This is a genomic window from Glaciecola sp. KUL10, from assembly GCF_003203515.1.
Lineage (GTDB): Bacteria > Pseudomonadota > Gammaproteobacteria > Enterobacterales > Alteromonadaceae > Glaciecola.
In genome coordinates this window covers 804,879-820,725 of the sequence record NZ_BGNG01000001.1, presented here as the reverse complement: position 1 = coordinate 820,725, position 15,847 = coordinate 804,879, and the positions used below count along the sequence as shown (strand labels likewise).

17 protein-coding genes are annotated in these 15,847 nt (G+C 41.4%); 12 read left to right on the top strand and 5 right to left on the bottom strand.

What is annotated here, in order from left to right; translation table 11 throughout:
• Positions 1-44: 44 nt before the first annotated feature.
• Entirely contained in the window at positions 45-749 is a 705-nt protein-coding gene (locus KUL10_RS03655) for a YIP1 family protein (RefSeq protein ID WP_110427509.1), read from the bottom strand.
• A gap of 215 nt (positions 750-964) precedes the next feature.
• Here KUL10_RS03655 and KUL10_RS03650 point away from each other — a divergent pair, with 215 nt between their 5' ends.
• The 12 genes from KUL10_RS03650 (at position 965) to KUL10_RS03595 (ending at position 12,307) form a co-directional block, all read left to right on the top strand.
• Positions 965-1,759, top strand: a complete 795-nt coding sequence (locus tag KUL10_RS03650) for an ATP-binding cassette domain-containing protein (RefSeq protein WP_110427508.1) — start codon at positions 965-967, stop codon at positions 1,757-1,759.
• A gap of 10 nt (positions 1,760-1,769) precedes the next feature.
• Complete coding sequence (locus tag KUL10_RS03645; protein ID WP_110427507.1) at positions 1,770-2,975, top strand: ABC transporter permease; 1,206 nt, start codon at positions 1,770-1,772, stop codon at positions 2,973-2,975.
• Between the two features lie 115 nt (positions 2,976-3,090).
• Positions 3,091-5,004 (top strand): ATP-dependent DNA helicase, encoded by a 1,914-nt coding sequence (locus KUL10_RS03640; RefSeq protein ID WP_110427506.1) that lies wholly within the window; start codon positions 3,091-3,093, stop codon positions 5,002-5,004.
• Positions 5,005-5,026: 22 nt separating this feature from the next.
• Entirely contained in the window at positions 5,027-5,716 is a 690-nt protein-coding gene (tsaB, locus tag KUL10_RS03635) for a tRNA (adenosine(37)-N6)-threonylcarbamoyltransferase complex dimerization subunit type 1 TsaB (protein WP_110427505.1), read from the top strand.
• Positions 5,717-5,728: 12 nt separating this feature from the next.
• A complete protein-coding gene (locus KUL10_RS03630; protein ID WP_110427504.1) occupies positions 5,729-6,046 on the top strand; it encodes a hypothetical protein in 318 nt (105 codons plus the stop codon).
• A gap of 125 nt (positions 6,047-6,171) precedes the next feature.
• Complete coding sequence (locus KUL10_RS03625) at positions 6,172-6,885, top strand: Slp family lipoprotein (RefSeq protein ID WP_110427503.1); 714 nt, start codon at positions 6,172-6,174, stop codon at positions 6,883-6,885.
• 94 nt (positions 6,886-6,979) lie between these two features.
• Positions 6,980-7,852, top strand: coding sequence for an alpha/beta fold hydrolase (locus KUL10_RS03620; RefSeq protein ID WP_110427502.1), 873 nt, complete (start codon positions 6,980-6,982; stop codon positions 7,850-7,852).
• 159 nt (positions 7,853-8,011) lie between these two features.
• Positions 8,012-9,664: a long-chain-fatty-acid--CoA ligase FadD gene (fadD, locus tag KUL10_RS03615; protein WP_110427501.1), complete on the top strand. Its 1,653-nt coding sequence runs from the start codon at positions 8,012-8,014 to the stop codon at positions 9,662-9,664.
• Complete coding sequence (gene rnd / locus KUL10_RS03610; RefSeq protein ID WP_110427500.1) at positions 9,664-10,830, top strand: ribonuclease D; 1,167 nt, start codon at positions 9,664-9,666, stop codon at positions 10,828-10,830. The genes fadD and rnd overlap by 1 nt, the downstream gene beginning before the upstream one ends.
• Entirely contained in the window at positions 10,811-11,110 is a 300-nt protein-coding gene (locus KUL10_RS03605; protein WP_110427499.1) for a YcgL domain-containing protein, read from the top strand. The genes rnd and KUL10_RS03605 overlap by 20 nt, the downstream gene beginning before the upstream one ends.
• Positions 11,094-11,777: a fumarylacetoacetate hydrolase family protein gene (locus KUL10_RS03600; RefSeq protein ID WP_110427498.1), complete on the top strand. Its 684-nt coding sequence runs from the start codon at positions 11,094-11,096 to the stop codon at positions 11,775-11,777. Before KUL10_RS03605 ends, KUL10_RS03600 begins: the two co-directional genes overlap by 17 nt.
• The gene (locus KUL10_RS03595) at positions 11,774-12,307 is read left to right on the top strand and encodes a YcgN family cysteine cluster protein (protein WP_199509178.1); all 534 of its coding nucleotides are present in this window, start codon (positions 11,774-11,776) and stop codon (positions 12,305-12,307) included. Before KUL10_RS03600 ends, KUL10_RS03595 begins: the two co-directional genes overlap by 4 nt.
• Positions 12,308-12,325: 18 nt before the next feature.
• Here KUL10_RS03595 and dsbB read toward each other — a convergent pair whose 3' ends face one another.
• The 4 genes from dsbB to KUL10_RS03575 form a co-directional block, all read right to left on the bottom strand.
• Complete coding sequence (dsbB, locus tag KUL10_RS03590; RefSeq protein ID WP_110427497.1) at positions 12,326-12,850, bottom strand: disulfide bond formation protein DsbB; 525 nt, start codon at positions 12,848-12,850, stop codon at positions 12,326-12,328.
• Between the two features lie 121 nt (positions 12,851-12,971).
• Positions 12,972-13,985, bottom strand: a complete 1,014-nt coding sequence (gene yiaK, locus KUL10_RS03585) for a 3-dehydro-L-gulonate 2-dehydrogenase (RefSeq protein ID WP_110427496.1) — start codon at positions 13,983-13,985, stop codon at positions 12,972-12,974.
• 3 nt (positions 13,986-13,988) lie between these two features.
• Positions 13,989-14,699, bottom strand: a complete 711-nt coding sequence (locus KUL10_RS03580; RefSeq protein ID WP_110427495.1) for an SDR family oxidoreductase — start codon at positions 14,697-14,699, stop codon at positions 13,989-13,991.
• Between the two features lie 39 nt (positions 14,700-14,738).
• The gene (locus KUL10_RS03575) at positions 14,739-15,761 is read right to left on the bottom strand and encodes an aldo/keto reductase (protein ID WP_233499681.1); all 1,023 of its coding nucleotides are present in this window, start codon (positions 15,759-15,761) and stop codon (positions 14,739-14,741) included.
• Positions 15,762-15,847: the final 86 nt, after the last annotated feature.

Sequence of the window (15,847 nt, the reverse complement as noted above, 5' to 3'; positions counted from 1 at the left end):
ATTGTCGTTCTTGAATCAGTCTTTCTAATTTCGGTTGCTGTAGCTTACAACGTGAAGGCTGCAGTTAAGCCAAGAATAATTAGCGTGGGGATTACCGCGACAATCACTGATTTTTGCTTAGAAAAATTTGTCCATTGACTAATACAAACACTGGCTAAATAGATACTCCAAATGCTTTCTAATCGAATGCCCATCATTAATGAAAAGAACGAAGAGGTCTTTTCAACACCGAAAATATAAGCTAAGGAAAATGGTGCTAAAATCGCTTCAGACTGCTGGGCGCCTGGTTCAAGCAGTAAAATCAATACACAAGCCGCCAAGGCACTTAGTACGCTAGGCAAGAACATCCACCATTGCGCGCCATACCAATCTAAGAAGCTATGGATGCTTTTTTCATCGTTTCTTGTCACCAAGGTATGATAAAGCGCCTGTACTGCAGCCACGATAATCAACCCGATTATACCCGAAATAAGCACAATCATTTGGTTCATGTCGGCACTACTTGCAGCTTTATAGCTTTCAATCTCAGCAGGGCTTGCATCAGGCATCGATTGTTGAATTTGCATCGTTTGGAACCAATCAAAATCAACGATGCCAAAATATAAATAACCTGGCACGGTTGCAAACACGACAACGATGAAAAAAGGCAACCAAGACCAATTGTCTTTTTCGCTTATCGCTTTAAACACGCCATTGGGTTTTAAAAATATATCGTTACACGCTTGGATAGGGTTTGTTACTTCGCTCATTGCGTTTCCTTCTTTTTGATTTTCTTGCCTTCCATTGTTTCATAGTATTTGACTTATCATTTCAATTCACAAGTAAAAAGTACAGTTTGTAGTAATTTGAAACACTTTTTCCACAATTTTAATGAAAACAGTGTAATAACTCGTGGATTACAAAGACTATCTAACATACTCTTTAATCCTATCTGTCAAAAACGGCAACAAGGAAGATATAAACGATGATAGAAATTACAAATTTGGCGAAGAAGTTTAAAGTCGAAAACCCCAAGAAACTCAGTGAGCAAGATAAAAAAGATCCTAGGTTGAATGGACGTTTTTTCCATTCCGTTAAAGAAGTTAGTTTCTCATGTGCCGAAGGGCAAGTGTTAGGTTTACTTGGTCCCAACGGAGCAGGCAAAACGACCACCTTAAGAATGCTCTCAACCGCACTCAGACCTGACGCTGGAAGTATCAAGATTGACGGCGTAGACATCGTTTCTGATCCCTTGTTGGCAAGAAAAACCATTGGTTTTCTATCTGGCGCAACGGGCTTATATGGTCGTTTGACGGGAAGAGAAAATATTGCCTATTTCGGCCAGCTTAATGGCATGCAAGAAGCGGAAATCAATAGCCGTATAGACGAGTTATCACAACGTTTAGACATGGAAACTTTTTTAGACAGACGCAGTGAAACCTATTCAACAGGGATGAAACAAAAAGCATCCATTGCGCGAGCGGTTGTGCACTCACCCAAAGTTGTTATTCTCGATGAGCCTACTACTGGGCTAGATATTATGGCCACTCAAACCGTTTTAGACTTTATTCGTGACTTGAAAGCTAAAAAAGTACCCGTGATTTTTTCTACCCATCACTTAGATGAAGTCTCTGAATTATGTGATGCGGTCACTGTTATTGACAAAGGCGTGACTAAGTTTGATGGCTCTTTTGATGAATTTAAAGGCCTTGCAGATGGTTCGCTTCATCAATCATTTATTAACACACTGGGCATTGATGCTAAGTCAGTGAGCATTTAAGGAGCATATTATGTGGTTAGTATTTTTTAAAGAAATGAAAGAATTATTGCGAGACCGCAAGAGTTTATTTTTCATGATTGCTTTGCCAATAGTTGTATTTCCTTTACTAATTGGTATCGCCGCTTATGTAGGTTCGCAAGCAATAAAAGACGTTGAAACTAAGACCATTTCCTATTCAGTGATAGGCGCAGAATACGCACCTGACTTAGTGTTAAAAATGGAAGAGATAGAGCAGTTTGAGCGCGTAGAATTGAGCACTAGTTTTGCTGATGACAATGCCATTAAAGAGCACGTAAAAGCGGGTAATGTCGATTTTGTGCTCGTTATTCCTGATAACTATGGGGCTGATATTCTATCGACAGGGCAAATTACACTGCGCGTGTTTTTAAATGACTCTGGCCTAAATATGGTTAATCGTCGCCTAACTGAGATCACCAAGGAAATTGCTGAAGTTAATCAAGCAAGTGCGTTCATGGCATTGCAGGTTAACGAATCTCAACAGGTTGGTTTGCTCGAGCCGATTGTTATCGAAAAAGTTAACGTCGCAGACGAAAGAGAAAACTGGGGCGAAAAAATTGGAGCATTCTTCCCATACATCATTTTTATTCTTTGCCTACAAGGCGCAATGCTACCGGCAAGTGACTTGGGCGCGGGCGAAAAAGAAAGAGGTACTCTCGAAACACTTTTAATTTCGCCTATTGAGCGCAACAAATTAGTGATGGGTAAGTTTTTAACTATCGCGTTTGCTGGAGTAACCTCTGCACTGATAACGGTCGTGAGTATGGCGATTTGGGGACTAGTATTAAGTCAGGGAGTAGGCGTTGAAGCTGTCGCAAACTTTATGGCGGCAATAGGTGCGATTGACTTTATTCTGATGTTCTTAATGTTAGTACCTGTTGTGGCTATTTTGGCATCGACATTATTGAGTCTCTCAATTTATGCACGCTCATTTAAAGAAGCCCAAGGCTATATGCAACCTTTGGTGTTTATAGTGATCGTGCCTGTTTTAATTGCAATGATGCCGGGCATTCAACTCAAGGGAATATATGCTTGGATACCGCTCACCAATGTCGCGTTAGCGATTAAAGAGTTGATTAAAGGCACGATGGATTACATGCAACTGTTTGCTATTTTTGCCTCAACAACACTTATCGCGGTCGCGCTTATTGGATTTTGTATTTACTGGTTCAAACAAGAAAAGGTGTTATTCAGATAGTCGTTGTTTGAATTATGACCTTTCTCATATGAGAAATAATGAAGCTTAACTCTTTATAGGGTTAAGCTTCTAAATACCTTTCAACAATTATCACATTTACTTTAGAATGGCGGCCATGTCTGAAATTTCATATTTTTTTTCCGAGCAAGGGCCGCTTGCTGAAGTTATTTCTGGGTTTACGCCCCGCCAGGCGCAAACTGATATGGCTGAAGCGGTAGTTGACGCTATCAAAACAAAGTCTGCCTTAGTGGTCGAAGCGGGTACCGGAACCGGTAAAACGTTTGCCTACCTTGCACCTGCCTTGCTTTCAAAACGACGATTTATAGTTTCTACGGGCACTAAAAACCTGCAGGAGCAGCTCTTTCATCGCGACCTGCCACTAGTTAAAAAAGCAATCGATAAATCAAAGAAAACTGCTTTGCTAAAAGGCCGCGCAAACTACGCTTGTTTGCATCGTATTGCGCAACACGGTGGAGGCAATCAGCTTTTTGAAAAAGAAGTCCTGCACGATTTTAGCTTGGTTAAAAAGTGGGTAACGACTACAAATTCGGGCGATATCGGTGAGTTGACTAGCATTAAAGAGGATTCGCAAGTGATTCCGGTTGTTACCTCTACGGTAGATAACTGTTTAGGTAAAGATTGCACTCATTATGATGACTGCTTTTTAGTCTTGGCGCGAAAAAAAGCCATGGAAGCTGATGTGATTGTAGTTAACCACCATTTGTTCTTTGCTGATTTAGCATTAAAAGACACTGGATTTGGCGAGTTAATCCCTGAGGTTGACCTTGTTATCTTTGATGAAGCGCATCAGGTGCCAGACATTGCCAGTGAATACTTTGGCGAAAGTGTTTCTAGTCGACAATTAAATGACCTTTTGCGCGACATGATTGCGATTCAAAAGAGTGTGCTCAAAGATGCCGCCCAGTTAAGTTTGGTTGCTGAAAAGACGCAACGTATTATTGCCGATTTACGCTTGCTATTTCCCTATGATCCCAAACGAGGTAATTGGGCACAAAAGTTAGAGGACCCAAAAATCGCCGAAGCCATGACCTCAATTCGTGAGAATGTTGAACAAGTACAAGAAGTTGCCAAAGTGCATGAGGGACGAGATAAAGACTTGGATCTAATGATTGAGCGTTTGAGCGAGATTCTCAGTGCAATGGACGCTGTATCGGACGTCACTCGTGAAAACGTCAGTTTGTGGTATGAAACCACTCCCAAGCACATTATTTTGCACTTAACTCCCTTGTCGATTGCCGATAAATTTTCAGCAATTATGGACCAACAAGACTCGGCTTGGGTGTTTACTTCAGCGACCTTAATGGTTGAATCTGATTTTTCGCATTATCAGAGCCAGATGGGGCTTAATAACGCCAGTACACTTTTATTAGACAGTCCGTTTGATTATCAGCAACAAGCCATGTTGTGTGTTCCTCGATTCCTACCTGAACCTAACGATAGAAGCATCAGATCTCATCTCTTATCAATCTGCTTGCAGTTGATTGATGCAAGTAAGGGCAGGGCATTTATGCTGTTTACCAGCCATGCGATGATGCGTGATATCGCCAATCAGGTTAAAGAGGAAATTGATACTCAAGTGTTGATTCAGGGCGATACGACTAAACAGGCACTGTTAGACACGTTTTTAAGTGATCAATCAGCGGTGTTATTTGCGACTGGTGCCTTTTGGGAAGGCGTTGATGTCAAAGGCGATGATTTGTTGTGTGTATTAATTGATAAACTGCCTTTTTCATCGCCCGATGATCCTCTTTTGCAAGCTCGCATAGAAGATTGTAGAAAAAAGGGGGGCAATGCGTTTTCGGAAATTCAAATTCCGCAAGCAGTGATTACGCTTAAACAAGGCGCGGGGCGTCTTATTCGAGACGGGAATGATCGCGGCGTACTTGTGATTTGCGACAACCGTTTAGTGACAAAACAATATGGACAAAGTTTTATTGGTAGCTTACCCAATATGAAGCGCACCCGTTCTATTCAACAAGCGTGTGACTTTTTAAGCTCAATAGATTAAACAAACATTACAAGAGAAACAAATGAACATACTTGCTATCGATACGGCAACAGAAGCGTGCTCAGTCGCCTTATTAAAAGGCGAAGAAGCATTTTCAACTTTTGAAATATGCCCTCAACAGCACAGCCAGCGTATTTTGCCGATGATTGATGATCTGTTAAAAAAACAGGATATCAAACTAAAAGAATTAGACGCTATTGCTTATGGGCGCGGACCTGGCAGTTTCACAGGTGTTCGCATTGCAACCGGTATCGCGCAGGGGCTGGCGTTTGGTGCTGAACTGCCTGTTTTGCAGATTTCCACCTTGGCAGCGATGGCTCAAGAAGCTTACGAAAAAACAGGTGTTGCGCATGTTCGAGTGCTAATTGATGCGCGCATGCAGGAAGTTTACTTTGGTGACTATGTGGCCGTTAACGGTTTGGTTGAAGCGAGACAAGAAGAAGCGGTATTACCTCCTAATGAAGCATTTGAGAAGTTTGAAAGCGAGCATGCTCAAGGTGAACAATACACTTTTGCAGGTACGGGTTGGCAAGCGTACGCAAGTGATCTACACTTTAGCTCAAGCATTGAGGTTTTATACCCCAATGCTAAAGCCATGTTGAAATTAGCAAAACAAGCATATTTGTCTGCACAAACTGTCAAAGCTGAAGAAATACAGCCGACCTATTTACGAGACAAAGTGACTTGGAAGAAATTACCAAACAAAGAGTAATAGAGAATTTTAATGGACGTCACTAATAATATTGGTAACGGTGTCGCGTTTATTCCGCACCAGCCAGAAAAAAATAAAGCAAGTGAACGCGTCACCCCCGAAAGCAAAGCGCTAACGATTGAACATTCAAGTTCACCTACTGGTCAGCAAATTGTTAAAATGCCGTCTCCAGAAGCGGTTGCTCGTTCAGATGAGTTCGAACGAGATGCAGAGCATTTTAGGTTTAATGCTCAATTTGCTGAAAAACAGGTAGCGGCCTACGCCTCTCTTGAAAATGAAAGTAAAAAAGAAGCGCTCAGTCAAATGATGGGCGTCGATGTTTACGCTTAAGTATTAAATTATTTTTAGTATCGCCAAACACCTTTGACCTGTCAGGCTTTTAAGAGTATCGTTTTAGCACAGGGATGTTATATCGTAGTTAACCTTAAGGGATTTAAAAAAGGGCGGTACTTATTATGAAACTTAAAAAGCTAGCATCTGCAAAGCTATTAATCGGGCTGCTTGCGTTTGGTTTAGCAGGTTGTTCAATCACACCAGATACTATTTCTACTGAAAATATAGGCGAACTCGTTGAATTTGACCAAGTCATTGGCACTGAAGCGGTGGACTCTGGAAAGATTGCAAGGTGGGGCGGTGAAATCGTCTCAGTGGATAATCTAAAAGACTATTCCGAAATCGAAATTTTGCACTATCCGACCAATCACTATGGCAAACCCATGAACTCCAAAAATAGTGAGGGGCGCTTCAAAGTAAAAGTCAAAGGATTCGTTGATCCATTGGTGTTTGAAAAGGGCAGACTCATCACTGTAGTCGGTGAGTTATCGGAACCTAAAAGCGATTTGATTGGTGAGCAGGAATATTTATACCCTGTTGTGGCAGCCGAGGGTTACCACATGTGGAAAAAAGTTCAGGAAGTAGAGGTGTCGCCATTCTACTTCAATCGTTTTGGTTTGGGTTGGGGCTCTCACTATTTCACACATTACCGTCATCCACCTTTGCACTTGCGCGGTTTGTATTCAGATACTCGTCGTATCACTTTAAAAGATACAAGGTCAGGTCAGTTTACAACAAGCTCTAGAAGCGATCGCCTAGCGGACAATACACGTTCAACAGGTCAAAGAAGTACAGAAGTGCAAAGTAAGATTGACTCGATAAAAGACAATCGCTAATTCAAGTGCGACTACTTAACCCCAAAAGGCCCATAATCTATGGGCTTTTTTAATGAACGATAAATAGAAAACAAGTCAGGCTAAGAAAAAATTTATGATCAAAGAACATGTCTATGAACTCTCTAATAAACAAGTAGCCGCAATTTGTAACAGACAAAACACAAAGCCACTTGATGAGCACGACAATCAGATAGTCACTTTGATGCTTCACGGTTGGTTAGATAACGCCGCAAGCTTTCTTCCCCTTTTTGATTATCTAGATGCTTTTAATCTAGTCGCAATTGACTTGCAAGGGCATGGAAAATCTAGCCATCGCCCAATATCGAGCGATTACAATCTTGTTGACTATGTGCAAGATGTCTATCAATTTGTCACTGAACAAAAGTGGGATAAGATCAACCTGATAGGTCATTCGTTAGGCGGCATCATTGGCGCGATGTTTTGTGCTTGTTTTCCTGAAAAAGTAAATCGCTTTGTATGCATCGAAACCGCAGGGCCATTAACCGAGCCAGAAGATACAAGCGTTCAACAACTACGAGAGTCGATTATTAGTCGTGTTAAATCTGCATCTTCAGTGGTTAAGCAACCAAAGTCGCTCGAACAAATCACCGCCAGTCGAATGAAAGTCAGTGACTTAAATGAACAAAATGCGCGCATTATTTTGCAAAGAAATATTGAGTATTCAAAAGATAATTCCGAAATAGTGTGGAGAACAGACCATCGTCTGCGAACCAAATCATCTATTCGACTTACCGAGCCCCAAGCCTTGAACATCATAGAACATATTGAAGCCCCGTCTTTACTGTTGTTAGGGGATAAAGGCTTCGAAAAGGTTAGACGAAATTACGATAAGCGAAAATCACACTACAAAGCACTCAAAATGAAGGTAACCTCAGGTGGGCATCACGTGCATATGGACAGCCCTAAAGCAGTTGCAGACCATATTCGTGCGTTTTTACAACAATAATCGAACTCATTTAAGTACCCGAATTATTCAAAGCTTTTTAATTTATCAATCATCCTTTAGTATTGAGGGTATTAAGTAATTGGCTATGCCGTACAGCGTCGTTTTGTTCTGTTAGAAACGTTGATTAATGGCCAGCACTCAAATTAGGAAGTTAAGTACGTGGAAAAAGTTTGGTTAAACCAATACGACGCATCAATTCAGCCCGAAATTAACCCCGACCGTGTCGCCTCTTTAGTTGATGTATTTGAAGATGCTATTGCTAAATACGCCTCCAAAACAGCTTTTATTAACATGGGCCATGAACTAAGTTTCGAAGACTTGGACGTGTTGTCAATGCAGTTTGCTGCTTATTTGCAGAATCAAGGCCTCAAAAAGGGGGATGCTGTTGCGATAATGATGCCGAATTTACTTCAGTATCCTGTTGCATTATTCGGGGTATTACGAGCAGGTTTAACGGTCGTAAATGTGAATCCACTTTACACTCCTAGGGAACTTGAGCATCAATTAAAAGATGCCAATGTTAAAGTTATTGTCATTGTTGAAAATTTCGCCTGCACACTAGCCGAGATAATTGATAAAACACCGGTTCAGGAGGTGTTGCTGACGTCTTTAGGCGATATGCTCCCGGCACCTAAAAAGTGGATTGTGAACTTTGTTGTTAAGTACATAAAAAAGTTAGTGCCAAGTTTTGATTTACCTAACGCTAAAAGATTCTCTAAAGCACTGCAAAAGGGAGAAGGCCAGTCATACTCCCGTCCTGACTTAAAAGGAAGCGATATCGCTTTTTTACAATACACAGGCGGAACCACGGGGGTGTCAAAAGGTGCCATGCTTACTCATCGCAATATGGTCGCCAATTTAGAACAAGTTTCAGGGATTTTAGAGAATGCTGTTGAACCTGGTAAAGATATGGTGGTTACTGCTTTACCGCTGTATCACATTTTTGCACTTACCAGTAATTGCCTCACATTTTTAAAGTATGGTTGTCCGAATTTGATGATTACGAACCCTCGTGATATGAAGGCGTTTGTTAGTGAGTTAGGTAAATACCCCTTTGCTGTGATAACCGGCGTTAATACGCTTTTCAATGGCCTGTTAAATACACCTGGCTTTGCTGAATTAGATTTTAGTCAATTCAAATTTGGTTTAGGTGGTGGAATGGCGGTGCAAAGACCGGTTGCGGAGCGTTGGGAACGGGTGACTCAAACAGTTCTATTGGAAGGGTATGGATTGACTGAGTGCTCACCAGTTGTGACCGTTAACCCGACGAACATAAAAGAATACCGCGGTGCGATTGGCTTACCGCTGCCCTCAACAGATATAAAACTTTTAGACGAAGATGGTAAAGAAGTTGCGCTAGGTGAAGCAGGAGAAATGTATGTTCAGGGACCACAGGTAATGCTGGGCTACCTTAATCGACCTGAGGCGACAGATGAAATTCTTAAAGACGGTTGGCTAGCGACCGGCGATATAGCCAAAATGGATGAAGAGGGATATTTTTATATCGTTGATCGCAAGAAAGATATGATTCTAGTGTCTGGATTTAATGTATTTCCAAATGAAATAGAGGAGGTCGCCGCTATGCATGAAGGAGTACTTGAAGCGGCTGCAATCGGCGTTCCTCATGAAGTGTCTGGAGAGGTTGTTAAGTTGTTTGTTGTCAAAAAAGACCCACAAGTAAGTGCCTCAGAAATAACTAAACATTGCAAAGAGTTGCTAACAGGCTACAAGGTCCCTAAATTTATAGAATTTAGGGATGAATTGCCCAAGACAAACGTGGGTAAAATTCTGCGTCGAGAATTAAGAGACTAATGCAATACGATCTCATTAATACTAAAGACGCATTGCATGAGTATTGCGCTAAAATTTCAGAAGCAAAGGTGTTAGCGGTCGATACTGAGTTTGTTAGAACGCGAACACTGTTACCAAAACTTGGCCTTGTTCAGGTATATGATGGTGAACATCTTGGATTGATTGATACGGTTGAAATCAACGACCTTTCACCTTTAAATGCAATATTGGCTGACACTAAGGTCCTCAAAGTACTTCATTCTTGTTCAGAGGATCTAGAAGCATTTAGGGCTAATTTGGGTCTTATTCCCAGTCCTATTTTTGATACACAAATCGCAGCGGGTCTTCTGCAGATAGGTCCTAGCATTGGCTATGCAAACCTAATCGAAAAATTGCAAAATGTTGTTTTGGACAAGGGAGAATCTAGGACCGATTGGATTGCGCGACCGCTGTCTACAGAACAATTGCGATATGCAGCAGCTGATGTTTATTACTTACTGCCGGCTTATCATCAGCTTTCCGAACAAATTGAAAGCAAAGGTATGACGGAGATTGTTTTATCAGAAGTAGCGTGTATCGGACAGAAAAAAACACATACCTTGCCGCCTGAATATGCTTACTTGAACATCGCTAATGCGTGGAAATTAAGTCCTAAATCTCGATTAGCGCTTAAACTGCTTGCTGAATGGCGTTTACAACGTGCACGAGAAAAGGACATCGCTATTAACTTTGTGTTAAAAGAACAAGTTATGGTTTCAATTGCAATGAAGTTGCCCAGTCACGTTGCACAATTAAGTGCAATTGATGGCTTTCTGCCGCGAGATATTAGGCAGCACGGTGACCATCTCCTTCAACTAGTCTCTAGAGCAAGCCAAGCAGACGAAAGCGAGTGCCCGCTTAAAATTAAGCGATTGATAGACTTTAGAGAGTATAAAAAAGCGCTTTCGGATTTGAAGCAACTCTGCCAAGAAGTTTCTAAAGCCAATGACATTCCAATAGAGCATTTAGCATCTAAAAAGCAACTCAATCAGTGGTTAAAATGGTGTTGGTTCGAAATAGACGAAACTGAAAAAATGAAGCTGAAACCTGATATTATTAGCGGGTGGAGAGCAAGTTTGTTTACGCCAAAGCTACGCACATTATTTAACAATGACACAGGACGATATCATGCTTTGCGCGATTTATAAGTCTTCAAAAAAAGCTGATACTTATCTTTACATTCCTAAAAAAGATTACTTTGAAGATATTCCAAAGGCACTAATGGAAACCTTTGGACAACCTATCTTCGTGACGTTGTTAGCGTTAAATAAAAAGCCAAAGGTTGCTGGTAAGCCGTCAATCGAGCTTCAAGAAATACTTGTTCAACAAGGCTTTTACTTGCAATTGCCACCTAAGCCAGAAGATTTACTAGCTAAACACCGAAAAGATTTAGGATTGAGTGAAACCCCCGATGTTAAATTCAACTAAGTATCAACATCGATTTTCAGATAATCACGAAGGGACTGAATTACCGGTTGGTAAGGTGGTATGTGTCGGAAGAAATTACCTAGACCATATTAAAGAGTTGGGTAATGAAATACCTTCGCAAGCCATCTATTTTATTAAACCGAGCACTGCTATACGTGATATGAGCAACGACATCGTTATCCCTCAAGATAAAGGTGCATGTCATAACGAACTCGAATTGGCTTTTTTAGTAGCTAAGACGTTAACAAAAGTAACGCCAGAAGAGGTGAGTGAAAGTATTGCAGGGGTTGGGTTGGGGCTAGATTTAACGCTTAGAGAAGAGCAAGAAAAATTAAAAGAAATGGGGCACCCTTGGGAGCGTGCTAAGGCCTTTGATGGTTCGTGTCCTTTGAGTGAGTTCCGACCATGGAATGAACTGAAAGAATTGCCATATTTCGAATTCTCGTTGTATGTAAATAGTCAACAAAGACAAGTGGGAGATAGTCGATTGATGATTCGAACCGTTTTTGAATTGATTGCAGATATGTCTCAATTTTTTACACTTGAAGCCGGTGATGTTGTGCTGACGGGGACTCCAAAAGGCGTTGGGCCGTTGCACGTTGGGGACGTCATTAAGGCAACTTTATCGGGTTACATCGAAATAGATACACGTGTTGTTGCAGCATGAGTAAATCACTCTACAGTAAGGACCTTATAAAATCACAGTATTGGTTGGACACACCACTGGCTGATATGAGCAAAGAACAATGGGAATCAATTTGTGACGGCTGTGCCAAATGTTGTCTACATAAGTTTATAGATGACCAAAGTGTCAATGAGGAGGATGACTTTGCACCTACGGACGTACTCCGAGAAGGCGAAGAAATACTATTCACCAATATTGCTTGCCATTTGTTGCACACAAAAACCTGTGCATGCACATCTTATGAAAAGAGAAGCACTCTCGTACCGGATTGCGTCACTCTTACTAAAGAGAATTTAGAGTCCATTTTCTACATGCCGAAATCTTGCAGTTACAGACGCTTGCATGAGGGGCGTGGATTAGCATCTTGGCATCCTTTGCTCAACAAAGGTAAAAAAGCGAAAATGCACGAGTCGCGCATAAGTGTGCGAGGGCGCACTGTGAATGAGCACGATATCTTGTACGATGAATTCGAAGATTATGTGGTCACTTGGCCTGAAAATGATATCGATTGAATAAAGCCAGCGCTAGCCTCAATGGTTAGGCTTAAATTTGCGATAAGTTAGCTTCAACATTACTACAAAAGCCCAAGTTAATGCATAAATTGCAAAGATGATTTGCATCCAAGCCGGCATTCCTAATCCTAAAAACTGCCAACTCTGATCTAGGCAATCACCTGGCGCACCGAAAATAGAAGGTACCCAGTCGTATAGTGGTAGGGGGAAGTTTGGTACGATAGGGCAAGGTGTAAAAAATGGATTAGGCGAGTTCAAGATACTTAAGTGTTCGCTTGCCAATAGCCATCCCCATATGCTTGCTGCCCCCCATCCCAAGTATGCAATCAGGCGTACTAATGAATTTGGCATTAAAAGCGGTAATAAAGCAGAAAGCACTATCACAACCATTGCACTGCGTTGATAAATACACATGACACAAGGCGCATGACCTAATCCATGTTGAAAATATAGCGCACATGCGACAAGTGCTAATGAAGATAAGAACAAGACAAGCCATGGGGACTTATTTTGTGACCATTTATTTAGTTTAACGAGTAGCAAATTGACTTCCCTAAGTTCTAACTTCTTCTTGTATTCTATGCTTTGTGAGTTATTAAGTCATGTAAGTTTTTGAATTTACTAGTTGGGATAACATCATAAATCTAGTCTCCAAAATTACCGACTATTGCGCTTTTATTTGCTGCCAAACAGTCGAATTAACCTCCATTCCATTTTTAAGGCTCTCACGTCTCTTTCGCAACGAGGTTTCCCCTGGATAAACCACCTTGCTTCCATTCGTTTTGGGGGGGGCGCTATTTGAGTAGTTTATGATTTCATTGAGAAGACGATCTTTAAGAGAAGCATCATGAAATTGCTTGGTGTCGATGCACAGAAACACTTGAGAAATGTTGGTTTCGTATTTTTCTTGGCTGATTCGGTAGGTTGACTGCCCAGCTGCCAAAAGAGTTGCTAGCATATCAAGCACCATCGAAAATGCTGATCCTTTCCAATATCCAATTGGTAAACCGCTCTCGGTTTTTAGTATACTCTCTGGGTCTGAGCTAAGTTCTCCATTGCTATTCCACCCACCGGGATGGGGCAATTTAATATCTCTTAATGCATGCTCTTGTATCTTGCCAAAAGAAAATTGAGAAAGGGCCATATCAAGCACTACATGGCTACCACATCTACGTGGAATAGAAATCATAAACGGGTTATTGCCGATCCTATTTTCTATGCCGCCCCATGCAGGCATATTAGGTTGGGTATTAGTAAACATGATAGCTATGCAGTCGTTTTCAGCAGCTAACCAGCCATAATATCCAGCTCTCATCCAATGATTTGTATTGCGCAATGCTATTATGCCAATTCCATTTGTCTGAGCGAGTTGTATGGCCTGTTTACTACACCGAATTGCGTTCAATACGCCAGAGCCTTGATTACCATCCCAGCGCTCAATACTCCCAAATTGCTCTGTTAAAGTAGCTTCAGAGTCAGTCTTAACAACCCCATTTTTTACGCATTGTATAAAAAACGGAACTCTGTTTATTCCGTGTGAATGTACCCCGCGCAATGTGTTCTCAGTATGAACTTCTGCAAGAGTTTGTGCTTTGTTATTGCTAAATTCATATTTACAAAAAAGCTTAAACAGAACTTCGTTCATTTCAGTTGCAAATATTGTTTGAGTCGCTGTCATAAATTACCAACTTATACCGCTGTAATCTTGCGCAGCAAATAGCATTCCCCGAGGCTCTTCGTCGCCTTGTTTGCCTAACATCGCAGGAACTAGTGCACCAGGCAGTACCGACCTTACATCGTTCATCGCATCTGGGCCGCCTAAATCTGTGCGACACCATCCTGGATCAAGTAGATTTGCCAAAACGCCAGTATTTGCTAGTTTCACTGCTAAGTCTCTAGTGTACTTGTCCAGAGCCGCTTTTGTAATGCTGTAGGCGTCTAGATTTGGCGTATCTTTGATCCCCGATGTGACATTTATGATACGACCGTAACCACGGGTCTTCATATGCTGCGAAAAATAATTGCAAATTTGGATAACGGCCAACACATTTATTTGGAAGCTTATATGATAATCTTCGACTGGAACGTTATATAAATCGATAAACTGAGTCATTATGGCTGCGTTATTATAAATTATGTCTATACCACCACTTACTTTTTCAGCTTGCTCTATGCATTGGCTAATTGCATCTGGCTGACTTAAATCACAAGCCACCTGTCGAATGTTGATATCGAAATTGTTCAATAGTGCCAACGTTTTTTCTTGGTTTGCTACCGCGCTAGAGTGCAGTACCAAGTTGACGCCTTTTGATGCTAGGCCAATTGCTATTTGCTGGCCTATACCTCGACTTGCACCCGTGACAAATGCCCATTTATTTTTAATCTCGCTCATTTTGCTTCCTGTGTGTTCTTTAGATTAACGTGGCGTAAATTAAATCTTGCCTCTAATATATGGTCTTATTTTTTGTATGTATAAATCCGCAAGCGCTTGGTGCGTAGATTGCGGCAACGGCGGATTTGTACTTGCTGCTGCATTATCTCTTACTTGCTCTGGTGAAGAAGCACCCGCCAATACACTGGAAACACCATGTTGATCCAAACACCAGCGCAAGGCAAACTGAGACATTGACATCCCATCGGGCACCAGTTCGCGTATTAACTCAACTAATTCTAACCCCTTAGCATAGGGTAAACCTGAGAATGTTTCGCCTACGCTAAAGGCATTGCCATCACGATTGTAATTACGATGATCACTATTTGAAAATACAGTGTTTTTATTCATTTTTCCGCTCAACAAGCCGCTTGCTAAGGGGAGGCGCGCGAGTATGCCAACATCAGCATCTTTTGCCGCAGCTAGGAGAGTTTCACAAGCATCTTGTCTAAAAATATTTAAGATTATCTGCAGTGAAGTAATGGCCGGAATGCCAAGGCAAGTATGCGCTTGTTCGATAGTTTCAACACTTGCGGCAACATTGTCCACTAGCCCTTCACGCGTTAAGTCGTCAAGGCAATGCCAAAGAATGTCGTCGTTAAGCATTTCTTCCGGAATACAATGCAATTGAATAAGTGGAATACTCGATAGTTGCAAGCGCTCCAATGAGCCTTCAATACTTTTACGAATGTTTTCTGGAGTATAGCCGTTGGGGTATAAACTATCATTGCGTCCAAATTTGGTACCTATAATTCTTTGCTTTGCGTTCGATTTGCACCAATCGCCAATCCATTGCTCACTTTGTCCGCTGCCATAAACATCTGCAGTATCCCAAAAACTAACACCCGATTCGTCTGCGGCGTTTAAGATAGTGTTTACCTGTTGCTTACTTACCGGACCAAAATCGCCACCGAGTTGCCAGCACCCCAAACCAATTTCCGACACTAAATAGCCACTTTTGCCTAGTGGTCGGTGGGGGATTTTGTGGTCGTATGATGAGGATAAAGACTGTTTGTTTTGCATATAAGCGTCCTAATGAATTGTATTAACGAAACTCTAGAGGCTGTGTTATTGTTTATCAATGCATACAAATAAAAAGACTGTTTATA